Raw genomic sequence first — 17,645 nt, 5'->3', positions numbered from 1 at the left:
GGCCCCCGCCGCTCCGGGGGCCCCCCGGGGCGCCCCCCCATATAAATTTGTATGGGGGCGTGGCGGGGGGGGGGGGCCGTTCACCCCGCCCCGCCCCACGCTGCTGCGCTGTCCCCGGCTCGGTGCTAGCCGGTGACGGTGAACGGTCGGGACACCTTCGTCGCCGACGTGGCGCCGTTCAGCGTGACGCTTGTCGCGCCCGCCTTCGCCGCACCCGGAACGCTGACCGTCGCGCCGGAGATGACGCCGTCGGCGTTCGCGCGCACGGTGCTGACCGTGAGGCCGGCCCCGAACGTGATCGTGACCGCCTCGTTCGCAGCGAACCCGGAACCGTCAATCATGATCGACGTACCGCGCGGCCCCGAGGTGGTCAGCAGCGCCACCCGCGGCTGGTAGGTCCGCGCCTGCGGCTCCCCGGTCACCTGGACGGTGGCCGTGGCCGGCGTACGCGAGGACGCGCCCGTCGCGGTGACGGCGTACCGGCCGGGTTGCGCGTCACCGGAGGTCGGCACCGAGGCGCGGACCGTTCCCGTCGCGGAGGCCGCGACCTTCATGGTCCGGCCCGGGTCGGTGCCGACGCTGACTGTCACCTGCTCGCCGGCGGCAAAGCCGCTACCGCTGACGGTGATCGCGCCACCGGTGGCGACGGTGCCGGACGCGGACAGCGCGATCGCCGGCTGCGATCCGCCCCGGGCCACGGTCACGGTGAAGGACCCGGTGCTGCTCGACAGCGTGTCCCACGCGGTGACGCGCACCGTGTAGGTGCCCTCCCGTGCGTAGGTGTGCTGGCCGCTCATCGCGCCGGACGCGCCGATCGTCACGTCGTCCGGAACCGTGCCGTCACCCCACTGGACGCGGGCGCGGTAGCCCGGCGTACCGGGAACGCCGCCGGTCACCGTGCCCAGGTTCGCCGCGAGGGCCTGCCCGGCGGTGGCCGTCTGGTTCTTCGGGGCGGCGGTCGTCAGCGCCGGGGCGGGCGTGCCGTCGTTGGCCACTGCGAACACATGGATCCGACCCGCCGAGCGAGGGTCACCGGTCTGCGTCGGCAGGGTCACCGACACCAGCGTCTTGCCCGCCGGAATCTGGTACGGCGCGGTGGCGAAGAGGAACGGCTGGGCGCCGTCGCGGCTCGTGCCCTGCAACCGGTACGTCGTCCGGGCGACGATGACGTTGCCGTAGGACGGGGTGCCGTTGGCGTTGCCGCCCAGCGTCCAGTCGCTCAACTGGATCGGAATGCTGGCCGTGCTGCCGTCGCTGAACGTCGCCGTGCCGGTGGTGCTCTGGTTGCCCTGCGTCCCGGCGCCGATGAACGAGATGCTCTTCGCGTCCTGCGGAAGGTCGAGGACGACTGTCGCCCCGTTGCCGGTGGCGTTGTCCGGCTGCCCGGCCGGGATCACCGGCACTGTGAACCGCAGCGCCGTTCCGGGAACCTGCTGCGGCTGGCCCTGGGTTACACCACCGGCCGCCAGGGCGGCCCGCGAGTATGCCCACGACTTGGCGTCACAGTCCGCCGCAAGGACCCCTTCGTCGCCGACACAGACGCTGTCGAAGGCGGCCGTGAGACCGGTGGACGGGGCGTACGCCACCTCGACGCCGACCGTCGCGGAGCTCTGGCTTTCGCCGTCGGTCACCGTGACGTTCGCCTGGTGGTAGCCGGGTCTGGTGTAGGTGTGCGACCCGGCGATGCGGTAGACGGCTCGCGAGCTCAGGGTCACGGTGCCCGCGGTGACCGGCGTGCCGTCACCCCAGTCGATGGTGGCCTGGTAGCCGCTGGCGTCGCCGCCGGTGACGGTGGCCAGCGGCACCGAGACGGGTACGCCGGTGGTCGCGTGTACGCCGTCCGCTGCGGTGACCGTGATGTCGCCGCCCCCGAGGTCGAGGTCACCTCCGGCGAGCAGCTCGACCTCGGCGAGGTTGGTCTGCGCAGCGCCGGCGGTCTTCGTGACGGCGAGGCGGAACTGGGCGAACCGTCCCGGCTTGTCGATCGAGTACGGGCGGGTCTGGTTGCGCCACGGGAACACCTGGCCGGTGCGGGAGTCCACTGTTGTCCAGGTGAGGCCGTCGTTGGAGCCCTGCAGGCGCCAGTCCGCCGGATCGCCGGCACCCGCCCCGGACGTGACGGTGTAGTACTTCGGCTTCTGCTTGCCACCCCGGAAGGCCCAGGTGATCTGCGGGGTCGCCGAGGTGAAGGTCAGCTGCGTGGTCGACGAGTCGTCGAACAGCTTCGACGCGTCCTGACCGCCGGTCGTGGTCGCGGTGCCGAGACCGGGGCCGGTGACGTCCTGCAACGGCTTCGGCGTCTCGTCACCAGTGGTCAGCGACGGCGGCGCGTCGTTCTTGCCGGTCCCCCAGGACGACGGCTTGGAGCCCATCTGGAAGTCGATGGTGCCGCCCTTGGCGAGCGTCGCGACATCCACTGACAGGCCGCGCTGCTTCTTGCCGTTGACCGTCACGCCCTGCACGTAGATGTTCGCCGTGCTGTTGTTCGGCGCGTTGACGACGATGTCGCCGCTGCTGCGGTGCACGGTCATCCTGGTGAACTGCGGGGAGCCGATCGCCCACTCGGACGACCCGGCCTGCAACGGGTAGATGCCCAGCGAGCTGAGGATGTACCACGACGACATCTCGCCGTTGTCCTCGTCGCCCAGGTAGCCCTGGCCGATCTCGCTGCCGACGTAGAGACGGCGCAGGATCTCCCGTACCGTCTCCTGGGTCCTGGCCGGTGCGCCGACGACGTTGTACATGTACGGGATGTGGTGCGACGGCTGGTTGCTCATGCCGAGCTGCCCCATCCGCACCGCACGCGCCTCGAGCATCTCGTGGATGACGCCGCCGTACCCGCCGGGGCGGTCGGCGTTCTCCGGGGTGGTGAAGAACGCGTCGAGCTTGTCCCGCAGCGCCTTCTGCCCGCCGTACAGGTTGGTCAGGCCCTGGCCGTCCTGCTGGGCGGTGAACGCGAAGTTCCACCCGTTGGTCTCGGTGTAGACGCCACCCCAGTCCAGCGGGTCGCCGGCAAGGAAGTTGCCGGCGGCGTCGCGGCCCTGGAAGAGCTTGGTCTTCGGGTCGAAGAGGTAGACGTAGTTGCGGGCCCGCTCCAGGAAGTACCGGGACTCCTCAGTGAGCCGGGCGCGCTCCGACTTGGGCGTGGCCGGGTCCTTGGCGAGCGCCGCACCCATGTTGCCGATGCCGAAGTCGTTGATGTAGCCCTCCAGCGCCCAGGACACCGACTCCCCCGTGGACGTCGGCGTGTAGCCGAGGAACAGGGAGCTCTCGATGCCCTTGCGCCCGACCGCGCTGCGCCCGGACGCGACGGTCGCGTCCTTGACGGCCGCGTCGTACGCCGCGAGCGGGTCGGGCAGCTTGACCCCGGTGAGGTACGCCTGGGCCAGCGCCACGTTCGCGCTGGTGCCGGTCATCAGGTCGGCGTAGCCGGGGGACGACCAGCGGGCGATCCAGCCGCCGTCGCGGTAGTGCTGGACGAACCCGTCGGAGATCTTCGCGGCGACGTCCGGGTACAGCAGCGCGTAGGCGGGCCACACGGTGCGGTAGGTGTCCCAGAAGCCGTTGTTGACGTAGATCTGCCCGTCGACGATCTTCGCGCCGGTCCGGGTCGGGGTCGACGCGCCGGTCGGCGCGGAGACCGGGCTTGCGTACTGCCAGCGCGGCGCGGCGGCGGTGCCGGTGTTCTCCGACTGCGAGTTCGGGTAGAGGTTCAGCCGGTACAGGTTCGAGTACATGGTGACCAACTGCGACTCGTTGGCGCCCCGCACCTCGATCCGGCCGAGCCGGTCCTTCCACGCGGCCGTCGCGGCGGCGTGGATCTGGTCGAAGCTCTTGCCGGTGACCTCCAGATCGAGGTTGCGGCGCGCCTGGTCGACGGAGAGGAACGACGTGGCGAGACGCATCGTCACCTCCCGCGAGCCGGAGATGTCGAAGGTGGCCGAGGTCGCGGCGGACGCCGTCGGCGCCCGGTCGAAGGCGCCGGCGACGAACATCCGACTCCGACCGGCCGACAGGCCACTTCCGTTGTCGACCCAACCGGTGAACGTGCCGTCCGCGCCGATGGTGAACGTGCCGTTGTGGAAGACCAGGCTTCCCGTCGCCTGCCCGGTGGGGAAGGTGAACCGCATGATCCCGGCGTGGTCGGTGGGCGACATCTCCGCGACCAGGCCGTTCTGGAGCGTGACCCGGTAGAGGTCCGGCTGCGCCGCCTCGTCGTCGTGGCTGAAGGCGAGCGCACGGCCGGCGGGCTGACCGGTGAGCGGTCCGCCGCCGACGACCGGCATGACGGACATCTGGTTGCGGTCACCCATCCAGGGGCTCGGCTCGTGGGAGATCGCGAGGCCCTGGAGCATGGGCAGGTTGGCCTCGTTGTTGATCCGGTGGTACTCGTACTCCCACGAGTCGGAGGTCGCGTCGGTCACCGGGGTGAAGAAGTTGAACCCGTTCGGCACGGCGGTGATCGGCAGGTTGTTGCCGCGCGAGAAGCCGCCCGTCGAGTTGGTGCCCCGTCGGGTGTCGACGTAGTTGGTCAGCTCCGAGCCGTCGATCGACGCCGGCGTGGCCGTCAGCTTGATGTCGTCGAGCCAACCCTGGAACCGGGTCTCCCCGGTGGCCTGCGGATTGTCGTAGGCGAGCAGGATGCGGTCGATCGTCTTGCCGCGCGCGACGGCGCCCAGGTCGGCCTGCACCAGGTTCCACTGGTCGGCGAAGAGCACCTTCGAGGCGCCCTGACCGGCGCCCGTGAGCGGGTAGCCGTGCTGGTCGGCGGGCGAGCGACCACTCAGGTAACTGCCGTCGGTGAAGTGCAGGTCGACGGCGGCGTAGGTGGACGGGTACCGGCCGTCTCCCCCGGTGAACTCGGGGAAGATCTTGTACGACAGTCGGGTCTTCGGCCCGACCGGGATGGTGACGTCGAAGAGCTTGTTTGTCGCGTACGACCGGCCGTTGCCCTCGGCGCCGCCGGAATAGCGCAGCGCGGCCAGCCCGGTGAACCCGACGTCCGGCTTCGTGGTGTAGCCGCCGTTCGGGCCGGCGGTCGCCTCGCTGACCATGGGGGTCGCCGGCGGGCGGGTGTCCGAGCCGTCGCTGATGTTCCAGTCGGCGAGCTGCACGAGGGAGTCACCGGAGTTCGCTGTGACGTTGAGCCGGTAGAAGCCGTAGGCGTTCGGGTTGGCGAAGCTGTACGTCTTGGTGGCGAAGCGCCCGCTGAACTTCTCGCCGGCGCGCTTGTCCAGGTCGGTCCAGGTGCTGCCGTCGTTCGACCCCTGGACGACGAAGTCCCTGGGGTCACGGGTCGGTGCGTCGTTGGCCGCGGTCAGCGAGTAGCGCACCACGGTCGCCGGCTTGGCGAGCTGGTAGGTCACCCAGCCGCTGGACGCGAACACGAGCCACTTGGTCGACGGATCGTCGTCAGTGAGGTTCGCGGCAATCTCTCGCGGCTGGTTCTCGTCGCTCGCGGTCACGGCGCTGACCTGGCCGAGCAGGCTGCCGGGCAGCGTGGAGACCTTGCCGCTCAGGTTGGCCTGGACCGGCTTTCCGTTCGGACCGATCTCCACGGTGCTGGTGGCGGGCTGCGGGTCGGCGGACTCGAACGAGGAGGTGAAGTTGCCCGGCGGGGCGGGGGTGGGGGAGGCGTTCGCCAGGGGCGCGGCGACGAGCAGGCCCAGCGGTAGCAGGGCGGCTGTCGTCGCCGCGATCAGGCGGGGTGAGAGAGGGCGCGCAAGGGGGGTGTGCGACATGAGGGACGGAGCCTTTCGACTCGAACCGGGTCGAGTACGTCGAACGTCTGGGCAGTGTGGAGCGGGTGGTGGGTCGGGGCCCTGACATCGTTGTCATCGGAGTTCGTGAGCAACGAGGATCGGGGCGGTGGACTGCCGCTGATAGTTCCGGGCGCAGCACGGCCGTGTCAACGGGTTGTTCGCGCCGAAACGGCCCCGCCCTCACCGGGCCCCGGCCGCCGATGCGCCGGGCCTCGACGCCGTCCGGCGACGTACGCCGAGGCCCGGCCACGGATCAGCAGTAGAGGTTGGCTCCGGCGGACACCCCGAGGATGCCGACGAACTGCTGGTACCTGGTGACGCGGCTCTGCACCTGGGCGGGGTTTCCGCCGTTGCACTCGATCGAGCCGTTGATGCTGCGGATCGTCTGACCGAACCCGGCGCCGTTGACCATCGCATTGTGGGCGGTCATGGTGCCCGGCCCGTTCTGGGTCATCCAGTACCAGATACCGGTCTTCCAGGCCACCGCGGCGTCGGTCTGCACCAGCCACGGGTTGGTCAGCAACGGCAGGTTGAGGGCGTTGCCCGCGGCGTTGTAGTTGAAGTTCCAACTGAGCTGGATCGGCCCCCGCCCGTAGTAGGCGGCCTGCCCCGCGGGGCAGCCGTACGGCTGGCCGGGGTCACAGTAGTGCGGGTAGTTGGCGGTGTTCTGCTCGACGATGTGCACGAGCCCGCCGGTCTCGTGGTAGACGTTCGCCAGGAAGGCCGCGGCCTCCTGGCGCTGGACGGTGGCACTGCCGGTGCGCGCGAACGCCGGGTAGGCGCTGAGCGCCGCGACGAGCCCCGAGTACGTGTAGAAGGAGTTGCGACCCGGGAACATCTGGTTGAACTGGGCCTCGGTGACCACGAAGCCGCCCGGGTTGGTGGGCGGCGGGGTGGTCGGTGGCTGACCGCCACAGGTGTAGGGCTCCCAGTACCAGGTGCTCACGACGGGGTCGTACCCCGGATTGTCGTGCTCGGCGATGTAGTAGGAACCGTTGGTGTACCGCACGATCGCCCCGGCGGCGTACCAGGTCCCGGCGGTCCAGTTCGGGTAGCTACAGGTCCCCCCGGTGGGCGGCGTGGTGCCCCCACCGCACGCGCCGAGGTCCTCCCAGACACCGGTCGTGCCCGGCGGTGCCTCGTTCTGGGTCCACCACTTCGCCCGGTAGTTGCGGCCGTCGTGGGAGACCTGGGCATCTCCCCAGTAGACGGCCGAGGCCTGCCACGATGCCGAGCAGGCCGCCGCCGAGGCGGCGGTGGCCGGGATGACCGCAACCAGTCCACCGGCGACGATCAGTGCCGCGAGCGCGACCAGCGCGCGCAGTCTCGTCATGTGATCACTCCTTTCAGGGACCTCACGGGCCGAAACCCGAGACTGATATCGACAGAGGCGACTGTAACATCCTCTGTTCACAATCTTTACTATTAGGTGGCGGGCGCGACGGTGGGTCCGGAGATCGACGATCGATAGTTCCGGCGACTTTCCGGATCAGGCAACGGGTAGATCCATCGATTGATGTGATCGAGGCGGCGACGGGGCGCCGCCGCGACCGAGGCATGCCTGCACCAACAGCTTCCTGCGTTGTTCCGGGGATGTTCCGGAACTTGTTGACGCGTTGGAATTCTCGCTGTAATACTCCGATCCATTGAGGTCAATGCGATCGGCTTCGTTGCGGTTTCCGCTGCACCTACCCACTTATCCACACCTGTCCGGACTGTGCTGCCCGCCCCTGGGCGCGTCCGGGCCTGCGCGAAGGGGCACCAGATGAGCAGGCTCTTCCCCCGCACGGCCCTGTGGTCGAGGCGGCTGCGCGCGGCGCTCGCCGTCCTGGCCACCGCCGTCGCCATGTGCGGCGTCGTCCTCGCGGCCACCTCGACACCGTCGAGCGCCGCCACCTGCAACGGCTATGTCGGCCTCACCTTCGACGACGGTCCGACCGGCAGCACCAGCGCGCTGCTCAACGTGCTGCGCGCCAACGGCGTACGCGCCACCATGTTCAACGTCGGGCAGAACGTCCAGAACAACCGGTCAGCCGCGCAGGCACAGGTGGCAGCCGGCATGTGGGTGGCCAACCACAGCTGGAACCACGCCCACATGACCTCGATGAGCCAGGCTCAGATGCAGTCGGACCTCTCCCAGACCAGCTCGGCGATCCAGTCGGCCACCGGCAGTCGACCGGTGCTGTTCCGGCCGCCGTACGGCGAGACCAACTCCACGTTGCAGTCCGTCGCGTCGTCACTGGGCATGCGCCAGGTGATCTGGGACGTGGACTCCCAGGACTGGAACGGCGCCAGTGTCAGCCAGATCGTGGCCAACGCGAGCCGACTCCAAGCCGGTCAGGTCATCCTGATGCACGACGGGATCCAGAACACCCGTGACGCCATCCCCCAGATCGTGGCCAACCTGACCAGCCGCAACCTGTGCCCCGGCATGATCTCGCCGTCCACCGGCCGCGCGGTCGCGCCCGACGGCACGACCCCGCCACCCACCACCACCCCGCCGCCCGCCGGCGGCAGCTGCACCGCCACCGCCACGACCCCCAACGTCTGGGGCGACAGGTACAACACGTCGGTGACGGTCAGCGGCGCCAGCACGTGGACGGTGGTCGTGGCCATCACCTCGCCGCAGCGGGTCACCACCATCTGGAACGGCACCGCCACCTGGGACAGCAGCGGCACAGTCATGACCATGCGGTCCAACGGCAGCGGCAACACCTTCGGCTTCACCACGATGACCAACGGCAACAGCAGCGCCCGCCCACAGATCCGATCCTGCACCTCGGGTTGATGACATCGCCCAGGTTGAGTCGTGCGCGGTGGGTGCGCCCGGCACCCACCGCGCACCTGGCGACCCGGCGCGCGGACCAACTGCCACTAGCCTGCACTGATGCGACACACCCTCACGCCCGGGGACGACAGCCTGCACGGCCACTTCTCCCCCGACTTCCCGCCGGTGCTCACCATCGACCCCGGCGACACCGTCACCTGTCGCACCCTGGACTGCTGGTGGTCCGCCGGCCCGTACCCCGGCGGGCCGAACCGCGACCGGCCCCGGGTGCCGCAGCACCGGCCCGATTACGGACACGCATTGATCGGTCCGGTCGCCGTCCGCGGTGCGCGCGCTGGTCAGACCCTCGCGGTACGCATCGACGCGGTCGTCCCGGGCAGTTGGGGAACCACAGTGGCCGGCGGCTGGCCGAGCGAATTCAACAAGCACTACGGCGTGCAGGATCACCAGGTGGTGCACGCCTGGACGCTGGACCCGGTGACGATGACCGGCCGCAACCAGCACGGACACACGGTTCCGCTCCGACCCTTCATGGGAGTGCTCGGCATGCCACCCGCCGAGCCTGGGCTGCACTCGACGACCCCACCGCGCCCGTGGGGCGGCAATCTGGACTGCCGGGACCTCACCGCCGGCAGCACCCTCCTGCTGCCGATCCCGGTGGACGACGCGCTCTTCTCCGTCGGGGACGGGCACGCCGCACAGGGTGACGGTGAGGTCGGCGGCACCGCGATCGAGTGTCCGATGGACGAGGTGACGTTGACCGTCGACGTACGCGACGACTTTCCGGTCACCGGCCCGGTGGCCCGTACCCCCGACGCGTGGCTGGCCATGGGCGTCGGCGCCTCCCTCGACGACGCCACGTTCACCGCCCTGGACTCGATGCTGACCCTGATGCAGCGACTGCACGGCCTCAGCCGCCCGGACGCGGTGGCGCTGGCCAGCATCGCTGTCGACGTGCGGGTGACGCAGATCGTCAACCAGAGCGTCGGCGCGCACGCGGTGCTCCGCGACGACGCGCTGCGCTGGCCGGACGCCGGTTCTGTCGGGGGTCGCCGTTAACGTGTGGTCACTGTCGCCGCGCCGGCCGGATCGCGCCGCTCGCTGACCCTCGGAGGCCCCCCATGTCCCAGGAGACGACCTACCTCGAACTGTCCGAAGTGGACGGTGCGCACAAGTTCTACGAGGTCATCGTCGACAACGCCACGCTGACGGTGCGCTACGGCCGAATCGGCGACCAGGGGCAGGTCAAGGCGAGTGCCTACCCGGACAACGCCCGGGCCCGGGCCGCCGCGGCGAAGAAGATCGGGGAGAAGATCCGCAAGGGCTACGCGCCGGCGGTCCCCGGCGTCCGCCAGAAGCGCACCGTGTCGCGGCGGCAGATCGTGAGCACCCGCTCCACCGCCCACACCGCCCCGGTGCTCTGGCGCTACGACTCCGGCGCCCCCGCCTTCGGCATCTTCGTCGACGGGCAGCACTGCATGGTCGGCAACGAGCACGGAGTCATCACCACGCTCGACCACGACGCCCAGGTGCGCAGCCAGGTCCGCCTTCCCGACGGGGTGAAGTGCATCGTCGCCGACGACGCCTGGATCTACGCCGGCTGCGACGACGGCAACGTCTACGACCTGTCCGGCAAGGTGCCCCGAGTGGCGTACGCGATCGCCCCGGAGATCGACATCTACTGGTTGGACATCCACGACGGCGTCCTCGGCGTCTCCGACGCCGACGGCGGGATCACCGCCGTCGACCATGAGGACGAGTTCCTGTGGCGTCGCCCCGGGCGGGGGCGTTCGGCCTGGATGGTGCGGTGCGACGACGACGCCATCTACCACGGCCACTCGCAGGGCGTGACGGGCTACGAGTGGCGGACCGGCAGCGAACTGTGGCACACCAGAACCGGTTCGGTGCTCTTCGGCTGGCAGGAGCACGGCAGTGTGTTCGCCGGCACCAGCAGCCGCGAGGTGGTGCGGCTGTCCAAGTCGGGTCGCCACGAACGCACCTATCTGTGCGACGCCCCGGTCTTCTCCTGTGCCACCGCCGAGGGCGGCGAGTACGTCTTCGCCGGTGACAGCCAGTCCTCGATCTACTGCTTCGACGCGGCGGGCACCCGGCTGTGGAAGCTCGGCACCGGCTGCGGCTCGGCGTACTCCATGCAGTACCACGACGACCGGCTCTACGTCGTCACCACCGGCGGCCATCTGGCCTGCATCGACGCGAGTGAGCCGGCGATCCGCTCGGCGCAGGCCGGTAACGTGCCCCAGGTACGCGACATCAAGGCCCCCCGCCAGGCGCCCCAGCCGGTGCAGCCGACGATCGTCGAGGTGACCAGCGACTCGGGCGCGGGCGTGGTCGTGCAGTGCCTGGACGATCGGGGGCGGCTGCGGGTTCAGGTGCTGTCCGACGGTTACCGGCGCGACTGGTCGGTGCAGTTCCCCAAGGGGATCCGCGAGCCGGGCGCCCGCTACCTGGTGACCGAGGTGCGCGAGTCCAGCCGCGGTGGTTACTACCGCGCGTACGGCGACATCCGCCGGCTGCGCTGAGCCGCGAGCGCACCGCCTCGCTACCGAGGGGTCCCGGGCGCGCCCGCCCGTGTCGTAGGGTGCCGCCATGGCGCACCCCGTCCGGGCCAACGGCGACGCCAGCAGGGCCTGGTGGGCTGCCCCGCCGACGGGGCGAGTCAGTCACCTGCCGGGCATCGACCCGGAGCTGCTGCGGGTGGCACTCGACCCGTTACCACCGGAAGCACCCGCGATCGTGCACTACCGGCCGACTGTGACACGTCCTTTCGGTGACCTCGTGGACACAGTGCTCGACCAACTGGACACCGCGGCCCTCGCGATGTTCCCCCGCTGGCTGACGGGGGCCGACCATTTCGACAGCGAGGGCACGCTCGGCGTGGCCGCGGTGCGGGCCCTCGCGGCCCGTACCGCCGCCCGCTCCCGGCACTTCGGCCCGTTCCTGGCCGACCTCGCCGAGCGAGGGCTGCGCGGCCCGCACCACCCCGGCGGCCGGTCCCGCTTCGCGCCGGGGGTACGCGCCGCCGGGCTCGCCCGGGTGATCGCCGACGCGTACGACCGGCAGAGCTGCGTACTCGTCGTGGCAGTGCCCGACCTGGACGCCGACGCCGACGCCGAGCGGACGCTGGTGGCCGCCGCCGAGTGGCTCGTGCGGCACGGCGGCTTCACCGTGTGGTTGGCCGGCGGGCCGCTGCGCCACGCCGACCGGGTGCGCTCGGTGCCGATGCCGGTGCCGGCGCGGTTCGCCGGGCTGGCCAGCACTACCGAACGGATTCCGACCACCGCCGCCGAGCCGGAGTCGACGGTGCTGGCCTGGCCGCCGATCGCGGGCGTGCCCCGCGGTGACAGCGCCGCCGAGCAGGCGTTGGAACGCGCGCTCGCGCCGCACGACTGGGCGCGGGGTCGGCGGTGGAACCAGACCTACGAGTGGCACGTGCTGGCCACGGCGTACCGTCTGGATCTGTTTTGGCCCACGGAGGGTCTTGCGGTCGAGGTGGACGGCCCGGAGCATCGTGGGCGAATCGCTTTCGCCAACGACCGGCGGAGAGACGTACAGCTGCAACTTCTCGGGCTGGACGTGCTCCGCTTCACCAACGAGCAGGTGCTCACCGACGCGCCGGCGGTGGTCGACGGGATCCGTCGGCTGCTGGCCCGGCGACGCGCGGGCGGCACGTACCCCCACGGAGATGAGACATCATGACGAGCCCGGCGGACGTCCCGCACCTGACGCCGAACCAGATCAACGCCCTCGTGGTGCTGATGGTCGAGGCACGCCGACTCACCAACGTCGAGCTGAAAGAGCTGGCCGGTTTCACGCTGACCGGCAAGGACAACACGAAGCTCGTCGACCTGGGCCTGGTGGACACCGATCGGACGCACCGGCCGTTCGCCCACGAGCTGACCGAGCAGGGCTGGCGGGTGGCACGTCAGCTGCACACCGCCGCGCCGCCGAAGGCGGGTGGCTCGACGACCCGGTCCCTGTTCGTCGTCCTGTCCAACCTGCACCGTTCGCTGGACCGGCTCCGGGTCAGCCACGGCGACTTCTTCAAGCGGACCGAGGCGACGGCCGCCGCCCTCAGCGAGCCGCGACCCGAAGCACCGGCACCCACTGTGAGGGCGGCGACCGCCGCACCGGCGGCACCGGTGTCCGCGGCGGAGGTGGAGGCACTGGTCCGCTCGGCGTACCGGGATCTGGCCACCGCGCCGGGCGCCTGGGTGGGCCTCGCCGACGTCCGCGACCGGCTCACCGACACCGATCGGGCCGCCCTCGACGCGGCGTTGCGGGCGATGGTCGGCCGGGAGGACGTCCGCATCATCCCGGTGGCGAACACCAAGTCACTGACCGCACGGGACCGGGCTGCGGCCGTCCGCATCGGGAACGAGGACAACCACGCCCTGGCGATCGGCCCGGCATGATCTCGGAGGACCAGCGGGCCGCGCTGGAAGCGGTCAGTCTCAACCCGGCGGTCACCCCTGACGACGTCTGGCGGCCCAGCCCGCACAACGTCCCGGAGCTGCACGAGAAGGTGGCCGCGGAGATCCTGCGCGGGGTGGCGCGGGCCCGCACCGACGACACGAGCATGCCGCTCGGGGTGGCCATGCAGGGCCGCGCGGGCGCCGGCAAGACGCACCTGCTCGGGGCGGTCCGCGAACGGATCCAGGGCGACGGCGGCTACTTCTTCCTGGTCGACATGGTCAGTGGCAAGACGTTCTGGGAGAGCGTGGCCCTGGCCCTGGTGGAGGGGATGGGCCGCCCCCACGTCGGCTGGGGCACCCAGTTGAAGACCTTCCTGCGTCGACTCACCCCCCAGCTCGGCCTGCCGGTGGAGGTCCGCGACGCGGTCGCCGGCGCCCGACCGGTGACCCGTGCGCAGCTCGACACCTTCATCTGGGCGCTGCGCGAGCGCGATCGGGAGGTCGGGCGGGACGCCCAGGACACCGCTCGGGCGCTCGTCCTGCACGGCGCCATCGACTTCGAGGCACAGGACGTCGGTTACGCCCACCTGATCTCCGAACCGGGTGACCCGGCCGCGCGGGCGGCGTGGGGGTTGAGCGCCGCGATCCGCACCCCCCAGCAGGTCGTGCAGGACATCTCCCGGCTGATGGCCCTGACCCTGGACCCCACTGTCATCGCCGTGGACCAGCTCGACACGCTGTTCGCCCAGACCAGCACCTCACTGCTCAACCAGCATCAGGGTCTGGAGGACGGCCAGGCCAAGGTGCTCGGCCCGATCGCCGACGGCCTGCTCAAGCTCCGCGACATCACCCGCCGCACGCTGGTCGTCGTCTCGTGTCTGCCGGACACCTGGGTGCTGATGACCCGCACTGCGCCCACCCCGGTCGCTGACCGCTTCCGTACGGCGCATTTGCCGGACCGGATCCCCACCCCGGAGATCGGGCAGGCCATCGTGGCGAAGCGCCTCGCCGCCGCCTACGCGGGAATGTACTTCGGGCCACCGCACCCCACCTGGCCGATCGTCCCCGCCGCCTTCGCCGACGCACCCACCCTGACGCCACGCGCCCTGCTCCGCCGGGTGGACCGCCACATCGCCTGGTGCCGTGATCGCGACGAGGTGGTCGAGCTGGACCGGCTCATCGACGGCGCCGACTCGACGCCGACGGTCAGCACCACCCGTGGCGCTTCCGCCGATCCGACGACGGACGAGCGCCGCCTGCACGAGTTGGACGCGCGGTTCGCCGAACTGGTCGAGGCCGCGGACGTGTCGGCCGCCGTCGACCCGAAGAGCGAGGACGAGCACATGCCGCCGCTGCTCGCCGCCGGCCTGGCCGCCTGGATCGCCGAGCAGGCGCCGACCGGCGCCACCTACAAGTACGATCCGCCGCCCGGGCGCAGGCCCGCGCTGCACGGGCGGCTGATCGAGGTGCTCGACGAGGCCACCGAGAACGAGGCGCACTGGTGCTTCCGCGCGATCGCACACCCCAATGCCATCGCCGTCACCGCCCGGGTCAAGGCCGCCTGCACCCTCGCCGGGTTGGACCGGGACCTGCCACAGCGGCGGCTGATCCTGCTGCGCAACGGTCCGTGGCCGACCGGGAAGCGTACGACCGAGGTGTTGACCGGCTTCGACGCGGCCGGCGGCCTGCGGTGCGCCGTGTCGGAGGCGGACCTGCGGGTCTTCGCGGCGCTGCGGGTGATGGCGGCCGAGCCGTCCACGGGGTTGCAGGAGTGGCTGGTGGCCCGCCGCCCGGCCAGCGGAACCGAGCTGTTCCGCGCGGTCCTGCCCGGGCCCGACGGAACGCGCGGGGATGCCCCGCCGCCGACGACCGACGACGAGCCACCGTCGGGCGGCCCCGAGTCCGACCCGACGACCCTGCCGGCCGCCGACGTCCCGGTTGACGCGTCGACCGGTGCGCCGGCCGAGTCCGTACCCGCTGACCCGGCCGACCTCGTGGTCGGCGAGGGCGGTCGGGCCGTCGGGCTGGGGCGGGCCGTCGACGGCGGTCACCCCTTCACGGTGCCCCTGGAGTCGTTGCGCCGCCACGCGGTCGTGTTCGCCGGGTCCGGCTCGGGCAAGACCGTGCTGATCCGTCGGCTGGTCGAGGAGTGTGCCCGCGAGGGGGTCTCCGCGATCGTGCTCGACCCCAACAACGACCTGGCCCGGCTCGGCGACCCGTGGCCCGACCCGCCGGGCGGCTGGGGCCCCGGTGACGCCGAACGCGCCGCCGACTACCTCGCCCACACCGAGGTGGTGGTGTGGACGCCCCGGGTCACCGCCGGTCGGCCGCTGAGCTTCCAGCCGCTGCCCGACTTCACCTCCCTGCGGGACTGGCCCGACGAGTTCGACCAGGCCGTCCGCTCCGCCGTGGAGGCACTCGCGCCACGGGCGGGCGTGGACCGCTCCAGCCGGCTCGCCCAGCAGGGCAAGGCCGTCCTCACCGAGGCCCTCCAGGCGTACGCGCGCAGCGGGATGGTCGGCCTGCCCGGCTTCACCGAGTTCCTCACCGATCTGCCCGAGGGGGTCAGCCGGCTGGCCCGCGCCGGGAAGCTCGCCGAGGAGTTGGCCGAGGCGCTCAAGGCGGCGATGGTCACCGATCCGCTCTTCGGCGGGGTCGGCGCGCCGGCAGACCCGGGGCTGCTGCTGACGCCGTCGGCGGGGCGGCGGGCCCGGGTGTCGGTGATCAGCTTTGTCGGCCTCACCTCCGACCAGGAGCGGCAGAGCTTCGTCAACCAGTTGCAGATGGCGCTCTTCGCGTGGATCAAGCGGCACCCCGCCGGTGACCGACCGCTGGGCGGGCTGTTCGTGATGGACGAGGCGCAGACGCTCGCGCCCTCGACCGGCACCACGGCCTGCACCGCCAGCTCGATCGCGCTGGCCTCGCAGGCCCGCAAGTACGGCCTCGGGCTGGTCTTCGCCACCCAGGCGCCCAAGGGTCTGCACAACCAGATCTCCGGCAACGCGACGACGCAGTTCTTCGGGCTGCTCAACGCGCCGGCGCAGATCGACGCGGCCCGGCAGCTCGCCGAGGCCAAGGGCGGGCGGCTGCCGGACATCGGCCTGCTCAACAGCGGTGAGTTCTACGCGGCCGGGGAGGGGTTCTCGTTCGTGAAGGTCCGTACCCCGCTGTGCCTGACCCACCACCCGAAGGCGCCGTTGACCCCCGAGGAGGTCGTCGCCCGCGCCCGCCCGGCTGGGTAGCCTGGGGCCATGATCTTCATTACCGCCAAATTCAGGGTCCTGGCCGAGCACGCCGACCGGTGGCCGCAGATCGCCGCCGAGTTCACCGAGGCGACCCGGGCGGAGCCGGGCTGCCTGTGGTTCGACTGGTCCCGCAGCGTGGACGATCCCAGCGAGTACGTGCTGGTCGAGGCGTTCCGCGACGACCAGGCCGGCGGGGCCCACGTCCAGTCCGCGCATTTCCGCACGGCCCAGGAGACCCTGCCGCAGTACCTGGCCGAGACGCCGCGGATCGTGAACGCCACGGTGCCGCAGGAGGACTGGTCGCTGCTCGGCGAGATGGCCGTTCCCGAGGGTCGCTGACCGCCACCGGTCCGCGGTCAGCGACGGTCGTCAAACGCAGCCCGTCGGCGGTCAGCGACCCGCCGTCAGCGCAGCCGGCGGGCGGTGAAGCGGGTCGGCGGGTCGGCGATGACGTCCTGCGCCGCGATCAGCTGGATCTCCCGGGTGCCCGCCGCGAGAGTGGCCTCGAGCACGGCGTAGACGGAGGCGATGGTGCGTTCCAGCGCGGTCGCGGGTGAGCCGGTCGTCCACAGGTGCGCGAGGTACAGCGCCGCGGTGACGTCGCCCCCACCGTTCGGGTTTATCGGCAGCAGCGGTGTGGTCACCGCCCAGGCGCCCTCGTCGGAGACCGCCACCACCTCCAGCGAGTCCGGCGGCAGGTCGCCGTGGAGCACGCTGGTCACCAGGACGTGCCGTGGCCCGGTCGCGCGCACCACGTCGACCGCGTCGAGCACCTCGGCCAGCGAGTTCGTCGTACGGCCGGCGAGGAAGTCCAGCTCGAAGTGGTTCGGCGTGATGATGTCCGCACGGGGCACGACGGTGTCCCGTAGGTACTCCGGAATCCCCGGCCGGACGAACATGCCCCGACCGGCGTCGCCCATCACCGGGTCGCAGCAGTACAGCGCGGCCGGATTGCTCGCCTTCACTGTCGCCACCGCGTCCAGGATTACCGCGCCCATGGCCGGGTCGCCCTGGTAGCCGGAGAGCACCGCGTCGGCGCTGCCGAGGACACCGCGGTCCTCGATGCCCGCGATCACCTCCGCCACGTCCGCCGCCCGGAGCATCGGGCCCCGCCACGCGCCGTACCCCGTGTGGTTGGAGAAGTGCACAGTCAGGACCGGCCAGACCTCGTGCCCGAGGCGTTGCAGCGGAAAGGCCGCCGCCGAGTTGCCGACGTATCCGTAGGCGACCGACGACTGGATGGACAGGATCTTCACCGGCCCATCATCGCCGCTGCGGCCGGCGGCGCACTGACGGCCCGCCGAATCTGTCGGGTGGCCCACTCGCCGCCCGCCGTCGCGGCCCGGTGGCCCACGAGCCGACCACCCATCTGGACGCACGAACGGGCGGCCCGGACCGTGCCGTCCGGGCCGCCCGA

Annotated in this window: 10 protein-coding genes; 7 read left to right on the top strand and 3 right to left on the bottom strand. The window is 71.3% G+C overall.

Features of this window, described 5'->3' with window-relative positions:
* Positions 1-125: 125 nt before the first annotated feature.
* Together ACIA47_RS18520 and ACIA47_RS18515 are read right to left on the bottom strand one after the other, a co-directional pair.
* Complete coding sequence (locus ACIA47_RS18520) at positions 126-5,741, bottom strand: GH92 family glycosyl hydrolase (protein ID WP_396709341.1); 5,616 nt, start codon at positions 5,739-5,741, stop codon at positions 126-128.
* A 274-nt stretch (positions 5,742-6,015) separates the two neighbouring features.
* Positions 6,016-7,095: a glycoside hydrolase family 19 protein gene (locus tag ACIA47_RS18515; RefSeq protein ID WP_396709339.1), complete on the bottom strand. Its 1,080-nt coding sequence runs from the start codon at positions 7,093-7,095 to the stop codon at positions 6,016-6,018.
* A 432-nt stretch (positions 7,096-7,527) separates the two neighbouring features.
* Here ACIA47_RS18515 and ACIA47_RS18510 point away from each other — a divergent pair, with 432 nt between their 5' ends.
* The 7 genes from ACIA47_RS18510 to ACIA47_RS18480 all read left to right on the top strand — a co-directional run bounded on the left by ACIA47_RS18510 (position 7,528) and on the right by ACIA47_RS18480 (position 16,567).
* The gene (locus ACIA47_RS18510; protein WP_396709337.1) at positions 7,528-8,550 is read left to right on the top strand and encodes a polysaccharide deacetylase family protein; all 1,023 of its coding nucleotides are present in this window, start codon (positions 7,528-7,530) and stop codon (positions 8,548-8,550) included.
* Between the two features lie 99 nt (positions 8,551-8,649).
* Complete coding sequence (locus ACIA47_RS18505) at positions 8,650-9,609, top strand: acetamidase/formamidase family protein (RefSeq protein ID WP_396709335.1); 960 nt, start codon at positions 8,650-8,652, stop codon at positions 9,607-9,609.
* A 62-nt stretch (positions 9,610-9,671) separates the two neighbouring features.
* Positions 9,672-11,090, top strand: a complete 1,419-nt coding sequence (locus ACIA47_RS18500) for a PQQ-binding-like beta-propeller repeat protein (RefSeq protein ID WP_203117133.1) — start codon at positions 9,672-9,674, stop codon at positions 11,088-11,090.
* A gap of 67 nt (positions 11,091-11,157) precedes the next feature.
* Positions 11,158-12,267: an endonuclease domain-containing protein gene (locus tag ACIA47_RS18495; RefSeq protein WP_396709332.1), complete on the top strand. Its 1,110-nt coding sequence runs from the start codon at positions 11,158-11,160 to the stop codon at positions 12,265-12,267.
* The gene (locus ACIA47_RS18490) at positions 12,264-12,983 is read left to right on the top strand and encodes a hypothetical protein (protein ID WP_396709330.1); all 720 of its coding nucleotides are present in this window, start codon (positions 12,264-12,266) and stop codon (positions 12,981-12,983) included. The genes ACIA47_RS18495 and ACIA47_RS18490 overlap by 4 nt, the downstream gene beginning before the upstream one ends.
* Positions 12,980-16,225 (top strand): ATP-binding protein, encoded by a 3,246-nt coding sequence (locus ACIA47_RS18485; protein WP_396709328.1) that lies wholly within the window; start codon positions 12,980-12,982, stop codon positions 16,223-16,225. Before ACIA47_RS18490 ends, ACIA47_RS18485 begins: the two co-directional genes overlap by 4 nt.
* Before the next feature lie 9 nt (positions 16,226-16,234).
* Positions 16,235-16,567, top strand: a complete 333-nt coding sequence (locus ACIA47_RS18480; RefSeq protein ID WP_203117119.1) for a putative quinol monooxygenase — start codon at positions 16,235-16,237, stop codon at positions 16,565-16,567.
* A gap of 65 nt (positions 16,568-16,632) precedes the next feature.
* On the opposite strand, the gene pdxY is transcribed toward ACIA47_RS18480, so the two are convergent.
* Positions 16,633-17,484, bottom strand: coding sequence for a pyridoxal kinase PdxY (gene pdxY, locus ACIA47_RS18475; protein ID WP_203117116.1), 852 nt, complete (start codon positions 17,482-17,484; stop codon positions 16,633-16,635).
* Between the last annotated feature and the right edge of the window lie 161 nt (positions 17,485-17,645).

Origin of the sequence: Micromonospora sp. NPDC051227 (assembly GCF_044455385.1) — a bacterium.
In the GTDB taxonomy this organism is placed as follows: domain Bacteria; phylum Actinomycetota; class Actinomycetes; order Mycobacteriales; family Micromonosporaceae; genus Micromonospora.
The sequence above is the reverse complement of the archived record's forward strand: the minus strand, read 5'-3'. Positions and strand labels throughout refer to the sequence as shown.